Consider the following 14343-nt stretch of genomic DNA (forward strand, 5'->3'; position numbering starts at 1 on the left):
TCAGTCTTATAAAAAGATAATATCAGAAGGAAAACAGATTAGATAGCGAAAGGTCAATGCACTAGTTTCATGATGCATTGGTGCCTTTCGCAGAAAGGTGGTTTATACAAATGAAAATAAAAATTCACTTAGACCAGAAACGGTATAGTAGAAAACCACAACAAAGAGATATTATTGAGATTAATAAATCAATTACAAATAAAATTACAGAATGTGAAATCAGAGATTTTATTGATATGGTTGGAAACAATGGACAGACATTTATGCCTGGATTAATGAACGGAGCACGCAAAAATGAAAACTTTGCTGGACAACAGGTATATGGATTAGATTTTGATGAAGGGATTACCTTTGAAGAGTTTATGGAACGTGCAGAGGAGTTAGAATTGTATCCAGCATTTGTATATAAGACATTTAGCTATACAGAAGAACATCCTAAATTTAGAGCAGTATATATTAATGATTGTATATTTAAAGAGTGGAAAGGGGCAAATATATTATTAAAAATGCTTAGATATATATATCCAGAGTCTGATAAAGCGTGTGTAGATGCATCAAGAATATTTTTTGGTGGAAAAGGTAATCTGTATGTAAATGAAGATGCAAGTATTAATGTAAGAGATGTAGCTGTTTCATTACAGGCTTATAAAATGAGAGAAGACAGACATAATTATCAAAGAACCATGAGAAGAATAGGAAAAGATCTTGGAATAAAAACTGATAAGGGAATTTTGCGTATACTCTCTGGGTGGATGTGAGTAAAATAAGTGCAAGTCGTATATATATACTGGGCGTGCACCAAAATTACTCACTTTTTTATTATATGGAAGAAGATATATACACACAACCACCTAAGGAGTATACGCCGAAAAAAAAGATACGATTGATTGAACGAAAAACAGTAAAAGATATTATTGAATGCTGTCCTCTAGTAAAAGATTTTTATGAAGTAGAATTAAGCCATGATTTAAAGTTTTTATTAGCTACAAATTTTATATATATAAAAGGTGGAAAACAATTATTTTTTGATGGCATACATGAGCATATAGGAAAATGGGAATCTGCTTGGAAAACTATTAAATATAATAATTATAAACCACAGAGTTGTAAAAATGGGAATTGTCCATATGTAGATCAATGCAGATGTAAAAATATGTGTGAGAAAATAGAAAGAAAAATAACAGTGATTGAGCATAAAAAAGATTATATTACACTTGGTGAAGGAGAATATTTATTGCAACGATATATTTCGGACTCAATTAATGATGCCGGTAAGGATATCAATCTGATAAAAGCACAAACTGCATTAGGTAAGACTTATGCATATTGTCAGCTTGCTTCTCAAAAAGATCCTAATAGTAAACCGTTAATGATTGCGCTACCAACTATAAAATTGCAGAATGAAGTATATGATGAATTGATAGATAGAAATCTGGAAGTATATAAGACAATCAGTGTGAGTAATATGTTAGATGAGATTGGTTTAGACGAATTATCAGAGCAAGTGTATGGACTTTATAAGAAAGGTCTGGGGGCAAAGGTTAAAACTCTAATCCGAGAGTATCTGTTGAATAATAAAGATTTATACGATTATCAGAAAGAGCAACTGCAGGAATGTTTGGATACAAATAAGCATTTAATTGGTGATAAGATGGTTGTAACCACTCATGCAATGTTATTACGATTACCGGAAACAATTTTGTCACGATATGAGATAGTAGTAGATGAAGATATTTTAATGACAATATTTAAAAATACGGGGTCAGTTAGCTTTGATGAATTAGGAAAATTTATAAAAAGCAAGTATATAACAGCCAGTAATAAAGGAAGAATACAAACAATAATGCAAATGCCTAATGGAACAGTTGATGTTACAGGCTTGCATGAAATGTTTCAGGCAGATTTGGAACAAATGTGTTCTGATGAATCTGATATAAGTGGACCAATACAGGAGTTTTTGAAAAGCAGTACATTTCATGTGAATTTAGAAGCAGAGCGCATAGACTATTTCACGAACATACCATTTCCAAAAGTTCCTATGACTATTATTTCAGCTACGTTAAATGAAAATATTTATAGGAATTATTTTAGAAATAGATATATAGAATTAAAAGAAGTTCCTTTAATTCAATATCGAGGTACACTTAAGCAATATACAGCATATTCAATGAGCAGAAGTTTTATAAAAAATGTTGGAGTAGATCTGGTAAAAAGAAGTATTTACAATATTACGAAGCTTGACGATGATAATATTATTACATTTAAAATGCTAGATCCGACCAAAAGTATCTATTTGGGAAAAACGGAAGGCTATAATGAATTGAAAGGGAAAAATATATGCGTGGTAGGTACACCACATAACGTGCCATTTATATATGAATTAATCGGAAAATATTTGGGATATGATGTAAGTATAAATGCGAATATTGGAAAGAAGAATTTATCCGGCAACACAGAAGCACCAGAGTGTGATGTAAGTGCTAATATGAGTGTTAGGAAAGTAAGAAATGAATATTATAGCTTTCAGATGATGACGTTTGAAAATAAATTGATGCAGGAATTACAATTTTATTTTTTGGAAAGTGAATTGGAACAGGCAATTGGACGAGCAAGGTTATTGAGGTTTGATTGTACTGTTTTTTTATTTTCAAATTATCCATGTAGACAGGCAGAAATCGTACAGGATGACTATTTGTTGGATGATATGAGTAGGATGTAATATTGTAATATGATTTAAAAACAAGGGAATCAGAACAAAAGCTGATTCCCTTAATTAATCTTCTAGATAACTATTGATAATAATATTTATGATTTCTTTTTTATGTGCTGGTAGCATCCGGTATTTATCTAACACTGCAGATTCGGATTCGTTTAGCATTGAATCGGTTACAGGTTCTATCTTGTGAGAAATGGCGGTATATCCTACCAAATAGTCGATGGATGTTGAAAAGTAGTCTGCCATTTGTATATGCAAAAGACGGTATCGAATCCAAAATCCATATGATGATCTGGGATGGAGATACGGAGAATGAGTGGGTGGAAGTAGAGACTTTCGAATAGGCAATAATAGGATCATCGTCACTTGATTTTCAGATATAGGAATGTTACAATCATAATATAGCCGTTGGGAAAAATCTCAGAAACTCAGTAAAATCAAGGGCTTGCGGCATGTGTCGTCATAGCTCAGCTGGATAGAGCACTCGCCTCCTAAGGGTCAGGTGGAGCAATCCCCTTTTGGAAGCGATTTATGAAATAAATGAGAATACACCTCTGGCAGCTGTATCTGCAGGGTATGATAACATTATGAAACAGGTGATAAAATGAAAAAACGAATTATGGCAGGCATCATGGCTACTATGATGGTTTTAACCATGATGCAGACCACCGCATTTGCGAAATCGGAAGAAACGAATAAACCATCTACTGAAACGATATGTGAAGTGTCTGACGATACGACAGAGTTGAGTTCTCAGGAAGAAGGCGTTGAAAGCGGCGGCAAGCCCGGCGAAGCAGACGCGTCCTTCGACACTGAGGATGAACAACATGCAAAAACAGAAGACTCATCTGAAACGGTCAGCGAAGTAAGTGAAGAGGCGTTATCAGAAGAAGATGCAATCGCACCGATTGCGGAGACAAACTATGAAGTATCCAGCGACAGTGAACTCATAGATGCGTTAAATAAAATCCAAGCAAGCACTGAGACTGAAGCAACCATTGTGCTAAAAGCAGATGTAAATGCACCAAGTGCTTCCGGAGGAAGCTCTACTACATCCTTTGGTGTGAATGGCAAGCATATTACCGTAAAGAGCGAAGACGGGGAAATGAAGAAACTCAAATTTCCTTTTTATGGTATTCTCAGCGGAGACAGCACCTTTGATAATGTTAATGTGACCGGCAGCAGACTGTTCTGTAATGGATATCGAACGATCTTCACAGAAAATGGTCAGATTCATTTGAGCGAAACACTTTACGGAGGCGGCTACAAAACTACGGTAAACAGTACATATGTTGTTATTGCAGCAACAGGTTATATCAATCCATCCTCTGCCAGCGGTCTGCACGATGTGATTGGTGGCTCATATCAGGGATCGGTTGAGGGTGACACCTATCTGGAAATCACAGGTAATATTAAAATGCAGAGTGGCAACCATCTGAACCCCGGCTGTATGAAAGGCGATGGCAGCAGTGGCAACGGCAGGAATGTGCCCGATGTCTATGTCGGCGGCAATGCTACGCTGATTTATGACAACAAAAATAGTATCGATACCGCGGCTCCTGCAATTGAAGGCACATACGGCTGCGAAATGAAGGGAGATGTCACGCTGGATGTTCGTGCAGGCCGTGTAGCGGGCATTGTCGGTACGGAGGAACCGGTCGATAAATCCATCATTCGCGGTAATTTGCATATCATTGCAGGTAATCCTGCTTATGAGAATACCGATCGGGTTCTGCGGTTAGGTAGCAACTGGCCGATTATTGGCGCAGGTCATAGCTTTGCAACTATGCCCGGTGCTGTAGGTAATTATACGGTAGGCGGCAACATTACGATCGACACCTACGAAAATGTATGGGCATGGGACAAAGGAACTACGCCCGACTCGTATGATCTGCCGGAAATCTACGGAGCCTTGCGCGGTAACGTAGGCGGCAATATTACGATCAATGCCCACGGATCTCATGTGCAGAATATTTTCGGTGCAAGTGATTCCGTTGTCCAGGGCTCTGTTACAGTAAATGCAACCGATGTTGAGCTGAAAAACAGCGAGTATGATACTGAATATGATGAAGGCTATCTTTTCGGCCTGTGGGAAAGAGGTATCCCAGCTACCGCCAACGGCCCTGTGACCGTAACGGTAAACGGCGGCGATGTGGGCCTTGTGATGGCTACCGATCAGACAACTGTACCGGCCGGGTCTTCCATCAATGTCACCGGAAAGCCGAAAATCCGCACCGGTATCCGCGGAACACAGGCAAGTTCTTATTCGACCGAATTTCCGGTTGCCAATGTTCAGGCTTGTGAGACTGTTATTCCGTTCGTGAAAGGAATGTCACAGGTTAATATTACAGACAATTCCAATGTGAAAGTTCACACCATGACGAATAATGCCGGATTACTGGTAGAAGAAGGAAGCACCTTAACAACGGATCAAAAACAGGTTTGGATCTGGGGAAACACGGTTGTCAATGGCACCTGGGAGCAGCTGCACAGCCAGACCGACGATTACAACGATATTTTTGTCAACGGCACAACGCAGATTGGCTCCAACGGCCACCTGATCAATCACGGCACAAGCAACCTGAGTGGTGCGGTAACCAACAATGGCGTAATGGCGCTGATGGGATCGGCTTATTTGCAGAATGATTACACCGCCACCAACGGCGAACTGCGGCTGCCGACAATCGCGCCCGGTGCAAATTACGATACCGGTACAATTCCGGTACAAATAAAGGGACTTTCCACCGGTACAACTACGGTCAACACAGTTGATCCGGCAGACTGGAATACATTGAAAAAACCTGCGCTTGGAGACAACTATATTCTCTCAAAGAAAAATACTGACGCTCCTGCTCAGGAGGTGTTCCTGCTGGGTAATGAGGATGCTCTGCAAAGCGGCTGGTTTCTTAAACGTATGGCCGATGCTGACGGCACAGATGACTATTATATGTGGCAGGTGGCCAGCGGAATTCGTATGGTCTTCGATAAAAACGGGGGCGATACAGAGGCCTCTCCACGTGTTATGCTGCAGGAAAAAATAGAGGGTGTTGTAAACCATTTCGATCTTCCTACTGTTGAGCCTACTCGCAGCGGATACAAGTTTACAGGCTGGAACACGAAGGCAGATGGCACCGGAGATATATTTACCGCCGAGACTGATGTAACTGAAAGCATGACAGTATATGCACAGTGGCAGCCTCTCGCAGGTAGTGGCAACCTCACAGTAAGCAAAACGGTTACCGGAAATGCAGGCGACACTTCAAAAGAATTTCATTTTACTGTGAAGATGGATACACCTATAAATGGAACCTATGGAGATATGAGCTTTACGGATGGTACGGCTCTCTTGACTTTGAAGCACAATGAGAAAAGGACAGCCACAGGACTTCCGGCAGATGTCCATTATGAAGTAACGGAAGCAGAAGCAAACCAAAATGGATATACAACTACCGCCGAAAATGCCAGCGGCATTATTGTAAAGGATACTACAGTGGTCGCTTCCTTTACGAATAATAAAAATAGCAATCCATCAGGCGGTCAACCAACTGCACCTACACCGGGTAATAATCCAAGTGATAAACCGACTGGAACCACATCCACAAATCCTCAAACAGGGGATCAAAATAATCTTACCCTTTGGATTGTCCTTTTGGTCGGTTCGTTACTAGGCTTGACAGGTATCGTCAATGTGGTAGTGAAAAAATCTCGGCATCGGGAAAAGTGTACGAAATAAATAGATTACGATAATTAGCAATAGATTTAAAAATCGCTGTAGTCCAGGAACCTTGGATACAGCGATTTTTTGTTCAATTGCTAAAAGTGATGCACTTGGAACAAAAAAACGGATAAATATTTTCGTTAATTGCACATTATATTCATGGTTATAAATATGTATAATGCTGAAACTGATAAGAAAATTTTAGAAAAAATATCATAGGTGTATGTATATACCGGCGATAAGGATGGAGAAGTAGTAAAGAGCGAAGGTACAGAACTGAAATACGGATCAGATGTTCAGTACTGTTTGGTGAATGACATTCAGATGAGCTCCAAACAGATCTGGACAGTGCCAGATTCCTTTACCGGAACAATTACCGGGACAGAAATTGAGGAAAATGAAATACCAACTCTGTACGACAAAAATACAGACACTATCTACATATACAATCCATATCAGTTAATGGTACTTGTATAGGAAGAGTCTGAAACAGAACCGGTCATGTCATTGGACTATGATGCACCGCAGCTTGGTATGGGGCAGATGATCTATCCGGATGGCTACTATGAGATCATATCCGGCCACAGAAGAAAACATGCTGCGGAGAAACTTGGATACCGTAAAGTACCGGTGATCATCCGGGTATTAAGTGAAGATGATTTCATTTTAAGCATGGTAGATTCCAATCTTCACAGAGAACGGATCAGCTACAGTGAAAAAGCTTTTGCTTACAAATTAAAGAATGACGTATTGAAAAGAAAAAGTGGTCGAAATAAATGGCCAGTATGGGGAGCAGCAGGTGGAAAAGATGGTTCTGTAAATTATTTCCAGTTCATTGATGCAGATGGAACTATAAGTGAACCAATGGGAATCGCTGCCCGACGCGTTATGAATACCAATGATGTCGTTCGCATGGTTACAGCAACTGGTGGTGGCTACGGAGATCCGTTTAAGCGCCCGGCTGACAAGGTAGCTATGGATGTTAAGAATGAATATATTACTGTGGATCAGGCAAAAGAAGATTATGGTGTTTTAGTTGATCCAGAGACATTTAAGGTACTTGGATTGACAGAAGAACGGCAGAAAGCGGAAAAATAATCTAACCATTATCAAATCAGAAATGTCAACAGATACCAATGCTGTTAATTTGTACATTTTCAAGACAATGATTTCTGAAAAAGTAGCTTTTTTCAATTGCATATTATTATAGTGAATAACTGAGCCAGAGCCTGTAATGGGTTCTGGCTATTTTAATGTGCAAAAAAAGGAGGTACTTGTTATGGAATCAGAAACGAAAGAATTTGTACAGTTGGTTCGGCTGTACGCAGTGAAAGAAAAGGAGTTGCCGTATGGGAAGAAAGAACTAAATGATTCTGCCAAGGTAGTAGAGTTATCACGGCAAATCCTTAAAAATCAGGACAGGGAGTATATTCTGGCAATTGCTATGGATGCCAGAACCAAGCCGGTTGCTGTAGAAGTCGTAGCGATCGGAACGGTAAATCAAGCTGTGATTGAGCCGAGAGATTTGTTCAAATATGCAATCATATCGAATGCAGCGGGAGTTGTGATGGTACATAATCATCCATCGGGTAATCCAAGTCCCAGTGAAGAGGATTATAAGATTACTGCAAAAATAAATGATGCTGGAAGATTATTAGGAATTCCGTTATTGGATCACATCATCGTTGGAGACGATAGTTATTTTAGTTTCAAAGAAAATAAAGATAAGGAAAATGAATAGGGGAGGAAAATTATTATGTCTGCAGAAGTGGAAACTATGTTTTATTTAAGGAAAGAACCATGGCACGGATTGGGAACTCAGGTAATGGAAGCACCAAATAGCAGAGAAGCGTTGAAGCTTGCTGGTCTGGACTGGAAGGTAGTACAGGAACCGTTGATTACAGGTGCAGGAGATATGGTGGACGGTTATAAAGCCAATGTCCGCAATACGGATAATCAGGTGTTAGGAGTAGTAGGTGACCGTTATCGTATCGTACAGAATGAAGAAGCATTTGCATTTACGGATGATCTGCTTGGATATGGAGTGCGCTATGAGACAGCAGGATCACTGCAGGGTGGTAAGAAAGTATGGATGTTAGCGCATATGCCACAGGAGTATATTATTGCCGGAGAGCACATTAGTCCATATCTGTTATTTTCAAACAGTCATGATGGGTCTGGAGCGGTAAAGGTAGCAATTACACCAATCCGTGTTGTTTGTAATAATGGATTAAAGTATTAATAAATTTTTCCCAATATGAAAAAGGCAGTAAATACACTTATCTATCTAACGATGGAGAGGAGTCATTTATTGCCTTTTTTGTGTTATACTGTTGGTAAGATATGAACTGTGAAATAAGTTTGTTTTTAAAACAAATGGATTGGAGTGGAAGAGTATTGAATGTTATTTCGAATGATACAGAAAATTTCCTTTGTTGATAAGGAATGGAAATATGGGCTGTTCGGTCATCCTTGGAAACATGAAATTGTTGTGATGGGAGAAAAGCTGATAGAAATGTTTGAGAAAGAAAAAGTTAGCTTAGGAATTTAAGATTAATAAAAGGAGTTTGATGTGAGGGATAAAAAAGCACGGATTAAAACAATATTAGCTTTTGGAACGGTATTGATAGTGGTTATGGTGGCGTGGCTTCTAAATCAATTCGATCGCTCCAGGGATGTACTTCCTAATGAGAATACTACGATAAATCTTTATGGAGAGATGCACGGTTATAAAGAATTTTATGACATTGAATTTCAAGAGTGGAAGAAATTCTATGATGAAGGATGTCGCAATCTGTTTATAGAATTGCCATATTTTAGCGCTGAGTTTTTGAATGAGTGGATGAAAGAAGACTCGGATGAACTAATTGATAAGTTTTTTGAAGAGATTAAAGGCTCGGCAGGAGATAATGAATATTTTTATGAGTTTTTTCATGAGATAAAAGAATATTGTCCGGAGACGATATTCTATGGAACCGATGTGGGGCATCTGTACAATACTACCGGGGTGAGATATCTTAGATATCTGGAAGAAAACGGGCTTACTGATTCTGAGAAGTATTCGTTAGCTAATGAAAATATACAGCAGGGAATTACATATTATGAATCCAATGATTCTACTCGGAGAGAATCGTATATGATATCCAATTTTATAAATGCTTATGAACGATGTGGTGGTGGCAAAATCATGGGAATCTATGGAAGCTATCATACAGATTTTCACAATTCTGACGTAATGGTGGTAAAGCTTAAGGAAAAATATGGTGATAGAATGAGTGCAGTCAGAGTAAAGACAATTGCCTTTGAGCAAATGGACGAGCCGTATGATTTCGGATTTTGTATTACTGGTGTCGTATTTCTGCTGATGTTGTTTGTTCCCAATATCATGTGGACGCGTAAGGGGAAACCAATCGGATACGTTGAAAGTGCAAAAAAAGAAAATAAAGTATTGCTGATGTTTGAACGTATTGGGCAGGTCATAGTAAGTACGTCACTTGTGATTTTTCCGGCACTTAATCCCAAAGTAATGGTACTTGTTGACGGATTGTACTTTGAATGGAAAATTATAATTTGGATGATGGCATTAACTTTGATGATTTTATATGAATGCTATTGGATGAAATATTTCAAGAGCTCCAAGACGATGAAAGATTATTATAGTTCTTTTGTGGGATTTCCATTGGCAGGGGCGACGCTTCCGGTCATGGCGGTAGTGCTATTAGGAATTTATTCAGAAAATGTAATTGTGATTTGCTCAGCAATTATTCTTGGAATTGGTCATATCGGAATACATTACATGCATAAGAAAGAGATTAAGCGGAATATGGACAAGTAGAGAGTGATGAGTTGGAGCTTGCAGGAGGTGTGGATGTGGCGTCAAGAAGTTTCAGAATATTTGCAACTAAGGAAGATTTGTCGGTGATCTTTTCGGAATTTCAAAAGAGTATAAAGGTTCATTATTTTAAATGCGGTCGGTCAAATAAACTGACGGAAGTACTGGATATAACGAAAGAGGAGTTTTTTGGTGTAAATATTCATGGAAAGCATCTGGGTAATCAATGGCTTGTATGTCCTGAGCATGTAATTCCGCAAAAACGGAAAAATGATATGCTACAAGATGAAAATATCTTTTTTATAGATCAGATGCTGAATAGTGTTTCCGTAATAGTAGCTTTGGGCGGTATTTATCATGGAGAAGCTATATTTCCGACAGAGATCAGTACAATATGGTATGAAAATTCGGAGTCAAAAATGCTTTATTCAGAACTGAAGAAAATATGCAGACGACATTCTCAGTGCACTGTAGAAGGATATATGATCGGAAAAAATGCTTTCTGTGGTAAAAGACAATATCGATTTTGCACGATAAATATTGACAGTCCGGAAGATTATGAATTAAGGATAGAATGATTTGCAAGAGGAGTGCTAGAATCATGAATAAGAAATACCCCATGCTCTTGTCACCAGGCAGCATTGGAAAAGTAGAATTGAAAAACAGAATCGTCATGAGTGCTATGGGGATGAATCAGTCGGACGATGGCTTTGTCAATGACGCAGTGATTGAACATTATGTTGCCAGAGCCAGAGGCGGTGTCGGACTTATCGTTGTGGAAGTTACTTGTATTGATGCACCACTGGGGAAAAATACAGGAAATCCGCTCATTCTTGATGATGACAAATATATTCCGGGGATGCAGAGGGTGTCGGATGCAATTCATGCAGAGGGAGCAAAATGTTTCCTGCAGATCAGTCATGCCGGGCGTGGAGCATTTCGTAGGATAACGGGTATGCAGCCGGTTGCACCGAGTGCAGTGGCAATGCCGTATTCTACGATGATGGAGTTGTCGAATGAGACACCGAGAGAGCTTACTGTTGAAGAGATTCATAACATTGAAGAAAAGTATGCGCAGGCAGCACTTCGGGCGAAAAAGTCAGGATTTGATGGCGTGGAAATTCACAGCACAGGATATTATCTTGGACAGCAGTTTTTGTCTTCCGTGGCAAATGTGCGGACGGATGAGTATGGTGGCAGCAGAGAGAACCGAATTCGGTTTCATCTGAACATCATACAGAGAATCCGTGAACTTTGTGGGAATGATTTCCCAATCGTGGTGAAGTTCAGTGCTACAGAAAGCGGAAAAGATGCCGGAATCACCGTGAAGGATGGCATTTATTATGCGAAAAGACTGCAGGATGCGGGCGTGGATGCGCTTGAAGTTCTTGCAGGCGTGTGGAGCAGTGAGAAAGAGAATACCATGAAGGGTTCAGAAACAGAATGCCAGACAGCAGGTCTGTGCCGGATTCTGAAGCAGGGGATTCGTAAAATGACGGGGAAGGCTCCTGTGATAAAAACGATCGGCGGCGGACAGGTACAGCATCCGCGGGCAGCAGAGAATGCACTTGAATCGCATCAGTGCGAGTTCATTTTTGTGGGAAGAGAATTACTGGTACAGCCGGATTTTGTAAAACTGATTGAAGAAGAAAGAGAAGATGAGATTAAGCATTGCATTGGATGCGGAACCTGTTCGCGTGTGCAGCTTCAGAAGAATGAGGCATGCAGGTGTGTGTTGAATCCTCAGGTTGGACGAAAAATAAAGGAGAACAGAGTATTATGAAATGTGAAGGGAAAATAGCATTGGTTACAGGTTGTACTAGCGGCATCGGTAAAGCAACGATGTACAAACTGCTGGAAGAGGGTGCAGATGTCTATATGTTAGTTCGTAATCTGAAACGAGGGAAAAAACTTGCGGAAGCGACAGAAGAAAAATATCCGGGAAAGGTAAGAGGAGTCCTTTATTTTGAATGTGATAAGCTGGAAACTATTGAATCTTCTATCAAGGAAGCATATGGGGATGCCGGCAGAATCGATATTTTTATTAATAATGCGATTGGTGGGGCCTCTGCGGCAAAGGATAATCTTACGGTGACTGAGACCAGTCATGAGACTTGTATGGGATTGATGGAATCTATCCTGGGCGTCAGTGCAGAGTGTGCCAGAGTGGTAATTCCGCTGATGATCGCAGGAGGCGGAGGCTCGATCGTTAATGTATCGTCATCCACAGGAGTTCAGCCGGATGTGTCTCGTACCTACTATGGAGTCGCAAAAGCGGCGGTAAATATGCTGACGCAGCAGATTGCGGTTCAGTACGGAAGACAGGGAATTCGGTGCAATGCAGTTCTGCCGGGATTTACCGTGTCGAAAGCGACCGAGAAAGCTATGCCGAAAGAATTTAAGGAAGCGTGGCTGAAGCATACACTGATCAGACGGCTTGGCACACCACAGGATCAGGCGAATGCAATCGTATTTCTGGCATCGGATGAAGCATCCTGGATCACCGGACATCTGATGGAAGTGTGTGGCGGTTATGGACTGGCAGCAAATATGTATGGTGACATTGTGGAGCCTCCGAAGGTGTAATATTGGAAAAATAGGGGAGAATCGATACATTTGTCTGTAAAATTTGAAAAAATCAAAAGATTTTCTTGACATACTCTGTTACACTGTCGTACAATAGCACTTGTAAATAGTAAAACCGTTGAGAAAGAGGAGTAAGTTATCAGCGTGAAGTTAAAGAGAGTGGCAGGTGGTGAGATTGCCATACGGAACGGATAGCTGAATGGACTTCGAGGGCAGCCGGAAATCGAAAGAAATTATGGCCTGTCGGGAACCGAACCCGTTATCAATCAGGGATGTATGTTAGTACATGAGAAGAGTGGACGCTAGTCAAGTTGAGTGGTACCGCGATAATGATGATAATTATTACCGCCTCAAACATTTTGTTTGGGGCGGTTTTCTTTATTATTTGGACGAAGTTCACTGATTATCTCTCCTAACATGAAACTTATAGCAGAGAAAAGGAGAACAGTATTATGAAAAAGAAAACAATCGCAATTATGATGACAGCAGCAATGGTGATGGCTATGGCAGCAGGATGTGGCAGCAAGGAGTCCTCAGCTTCAAACGGAGACAACAAGGAAGCAAGCTACAAGATTGGTATTCAGCAGTTTGCAGAGCACGGATCACTGGATAACTGCCGGGAAGGTTTCCTGGAAGGACTGGAAGAGGAAGGCATCAAGGAAGGAGATAATCTGAAGGTAGAAGTTAAGAATGCAATGGCAGATACTGCTACCAATGCTCAGATCGCGGATTCTTTTGTATCTGATAATATGGATTTGATCTGTGCAATTGCAACACCGAGTGCACAGAGCGCATATAATGCAGCAATGGATAAAGATATTCCGGTTGTGTATACAGCAGTTACTGATCCGATTGCAGCAGAGCTTGCGGACAAGGATGGTAATCCGGTAGGTAATGTAACAGGAACTTCTGATACACTCCCGGTTGAGGAACAGCTGAAAATGATCCGGGAAATGATGCCGGATGCTAAGACAATCGGTATCCTGTATACAACCAGCGAAGCAAACTCCGTATCAGCCATTGCAACATATGAATCATTAGTAGATAAATATGGATTTACATTGGAGACAAAGGGAATCAGCCAGACATCAGAGATCGCACTTGCAACAGACGATCTGCTGACCAAAGTTGACTGCATTACCAATCTTACAGATAACACCGTAGTAGCATCTCTTCCTACTATTCTGGAAAAGGCGAATGAAAAAGGTATTCCGGTATTCGGAAGTGAGATTGAACAGGTGAAGATCGGTTGCCTGGCCGCAGAGGGTATTGATTATATCCAACTTGGCAAACAGACAGGTAAGATCGCTGCACAGATTCTGAAGGGCGAGAAAAAAGCATCAGAGATTCCTTATGAGATTATTTCTGAGCCAGGTTTCTATGTAAATACAAAAGTAGCAGAGAATCTTGGAATCGAAGTTCCATCTGACCTTGCAGATTCAGCAGTAGAAAGCTTCGATACCATTTCTGAATAAGTTAACGGAGGCATTT

11 protein-coding genes and 3 pseudogenes are annotated in these 14343 nt (G+C 40.3%); all 14 read left to right on the plus strand.

Going from position 1 to position 14343, the window contains the following annotated elements:
* The first annotated feature begins 110 nt into the window (after positions 1–110).
* The 14 genes and pseudogenes from DXA18_RS12755 to DXA18_RS12815 all read left to right on the plus strand — a co-directional run bounded on the left by DXA18_RS12755 (position 111) and on the right by DXA18_RS12815 (position 14327).
* Positions 111–758, plus strand: coding sequence for a hypothetical protein (locus DXA18_RS12755; protein WP_118384212.1), 648 nt, complete (start codon positions 111–113; stop codon positions 756–758).
* Positions 755–2719 carry a hypothetical protein gene (locus tag DXA18_RS12760; protein WP_118384213.1) on the plus strand — a complete coding sequence of 655 codons (1965 nt, stop codon included), beginning with the start codon at positions 755–757 and terminating at the stop codon, positions 2717–2719. The genes DXA18_RS12755 and DXA18_RS12760 overlap by 4 nt, the downstream gene beginning before the upstream one ends.
* Positions 2720–3320: 601 nt before the next feature.
* Complete coding sequence (locus DXA18_RS12765) at positions 3321–6449, plus strand: InlB B-repeat-containing protein (protein ID WP_118384214.1); 3129 nt, start codon at positions 3321–3323, stop codon at positions 6447–6449.
* A gap of 204 nt (positions 6450–6653) precedes the next feature.
* Positions 6654–6911 (plus strand): hypothetical protein, encoded by a 258-nt coding sequence (locus DXA18_RS12770; protein ID WP_199665583.1) that lies wholly within the window; start codon positions 6654–6656, stop codon positions 6909–6911.
* 75 nt (positions 6912–6986) lie between these two features.
* Positions 6987–7211 (plus strand): annotated as a pseudogene (locus tag DXA18_RS17490) (ParB N-terminal domain-containing protein); the annotation flags it as partial.
* Between the two features lie 45 nt (positions 7212–7256).
* Positions 7257–7532: pseudogene (locus DXA18_RS17495) on the plus strand (hydantoinase B/oxoprolinase family protein); the annotation flags it as partial.
* 181 nt (positions 7533–7713) lie between these two features.
* Positions 7714–8175, plus strand: coding sequence for a JAB domain-containing protein (locus tag DXA18_RS12780; protein WP_158567140.1), 462 nt, complete (start codon positions 7714–7716; stop codon positions 8173–8175).
* A 15-nt stretch (positions 8176–8190) separates the two neighbouring features.
* Positions 8191–8667: pseudogene (locus tag DXA18_RS12785) on the plus strand (DUF932 domain-containing protein); the annotation flags it as partial.
* Positions 8668–8835: 168 nt separating this feature from the next.
* Complete coding sequence (locus DXA18_RS12790; protein ID WP_118384217.1) at positions 8836–8985, plus strand: DUF2716 domain-containing protein; 150 nt, start codon at positions 8836–8838, stop codon at positions 8983–8985.
* A 21-nt stretch (positions 8986–9006) separates the two neighbouring features.
* On the plus strand, positions 9007–10269 hold the full coding sequence (locus DXA18_RS17080) for a hypothetical protein (protein ID WP_330424583.1): 1263 nt from the start codon (positions 9007–9009) through the stop codon (positions 10267–10269).
* Between the two features lie 35 nt (positions 10270–10304).
* A complete protein-coding gene (locus DXA18_RS12800) occupies positions 10305–10844 on the plus strand; it encodes a hypothetical protein (protein ID WP_147345601.1) in 540 nt (179 codons plus the stop codon).
* Positions 10845–10867: 23 nt separating this feature from the next.
* A complete protein-coding gene (locus tag DXA18_RS12805) occupies positions 10868–12049 on the plus strand; it encodes an oxidoreductase (RefSeq protein WP_118384219.1) in 1182 nt (393 codons plus the stop codon).
* Positions 12046–12852 (plus strand): SDR family NAD(P)-dependent oxidoreductase, encoded by an 807-nt coding sequence (locus DXA18_RS12810; protein ID WP_158567141.1) that lies wholly within the window; start codon positions 12046–12048, stop codon positions 12850–12852. The genes DXA18_RS12805 and DXA18_RS12810 overlap by 4 nt, the downstream gene beginning before the upstream one ends.
* A 452-nt stretch (positions 12853–13304) precedes the next feature.
* Positions 13305–14327 carry an ABC transporter substrate-binding protein gene (locus DXA18_RS12815; protein WP_118384220.1) on the plus strand — a complete coding sequence of 341 codons (1023 nt, stop codon included), beginning with the start codon at positions 13305–13307 and terminating at the stop codon, positions 14325–14327.
* The last annotated feature ends 16 nt before the right edge of the window (positions 14328–14343 follow it).

Source organism: Dorea sp. AM58-8 (genome assembly GCF_003464045.1).
GTDB classification, from domain to species: domain Bacteria; phylum Bacillota; class Clostridia; order Lachnospirales; family Lachnospiraceae; genus Claveliimonas; species Claveliimonas ammoniilytica.

What these genes read in the sequence shown, in the direction of transcription:
- DXA18_RS12755 (WP_118384212.1), top strand. Translation starts at nt 111, where the DNA reads ATGAAAATAAAAATTCACTTAGACCAGAAACGGTATAGTAGAAAACCA.
- DXA18_RS12765 (WP_118384214.1), top strand. Translation starts at nt 3,321, where the DNA reads ATGAAAAAACGAATTATGGCAGGCATCATGGCTACTATGATGGTTTTA.
- DXA18_RS12780 (WP_158567140.1), top strand. Translation starts at nt 7,714, where the DNA reads ATGGAATCAGAAACGAAAGAATTTGTACAGTTGGTTCGGCTGTACGCA.
- DXA18_RS12790 (WP_118384217.1), top strand. Translation starts at nt 8,836, where the DNA reads ATGTTATTTCGAATGATACAGAAAATTTCCTTTGTTGATAAGGAATGG.
- DXA18_RS12805 (WP_118384219.1), top strand. Translation starts at nt 10,868, where the DNA reads ATGAATAAGAAATACCCCATGCTCTTGTCACCAGGCAGCATTGGAAAA.
- DXA18_RS12810 (WP_158567141.1), top strand. Translation starts at nt 12,046, where the DNA reads ATGAAATGTGAAGGGAAAATAGCATTGGTTACAGGTTGTACTAGCGGC.
- DXA18_RS12815 (WP_118384220.1), top strand. Translation starts at nt 13,305, where the DNA reads ATGAAAAAGAAAACAATCGCAATTATGATGACAGCAGCAATGGTGATG.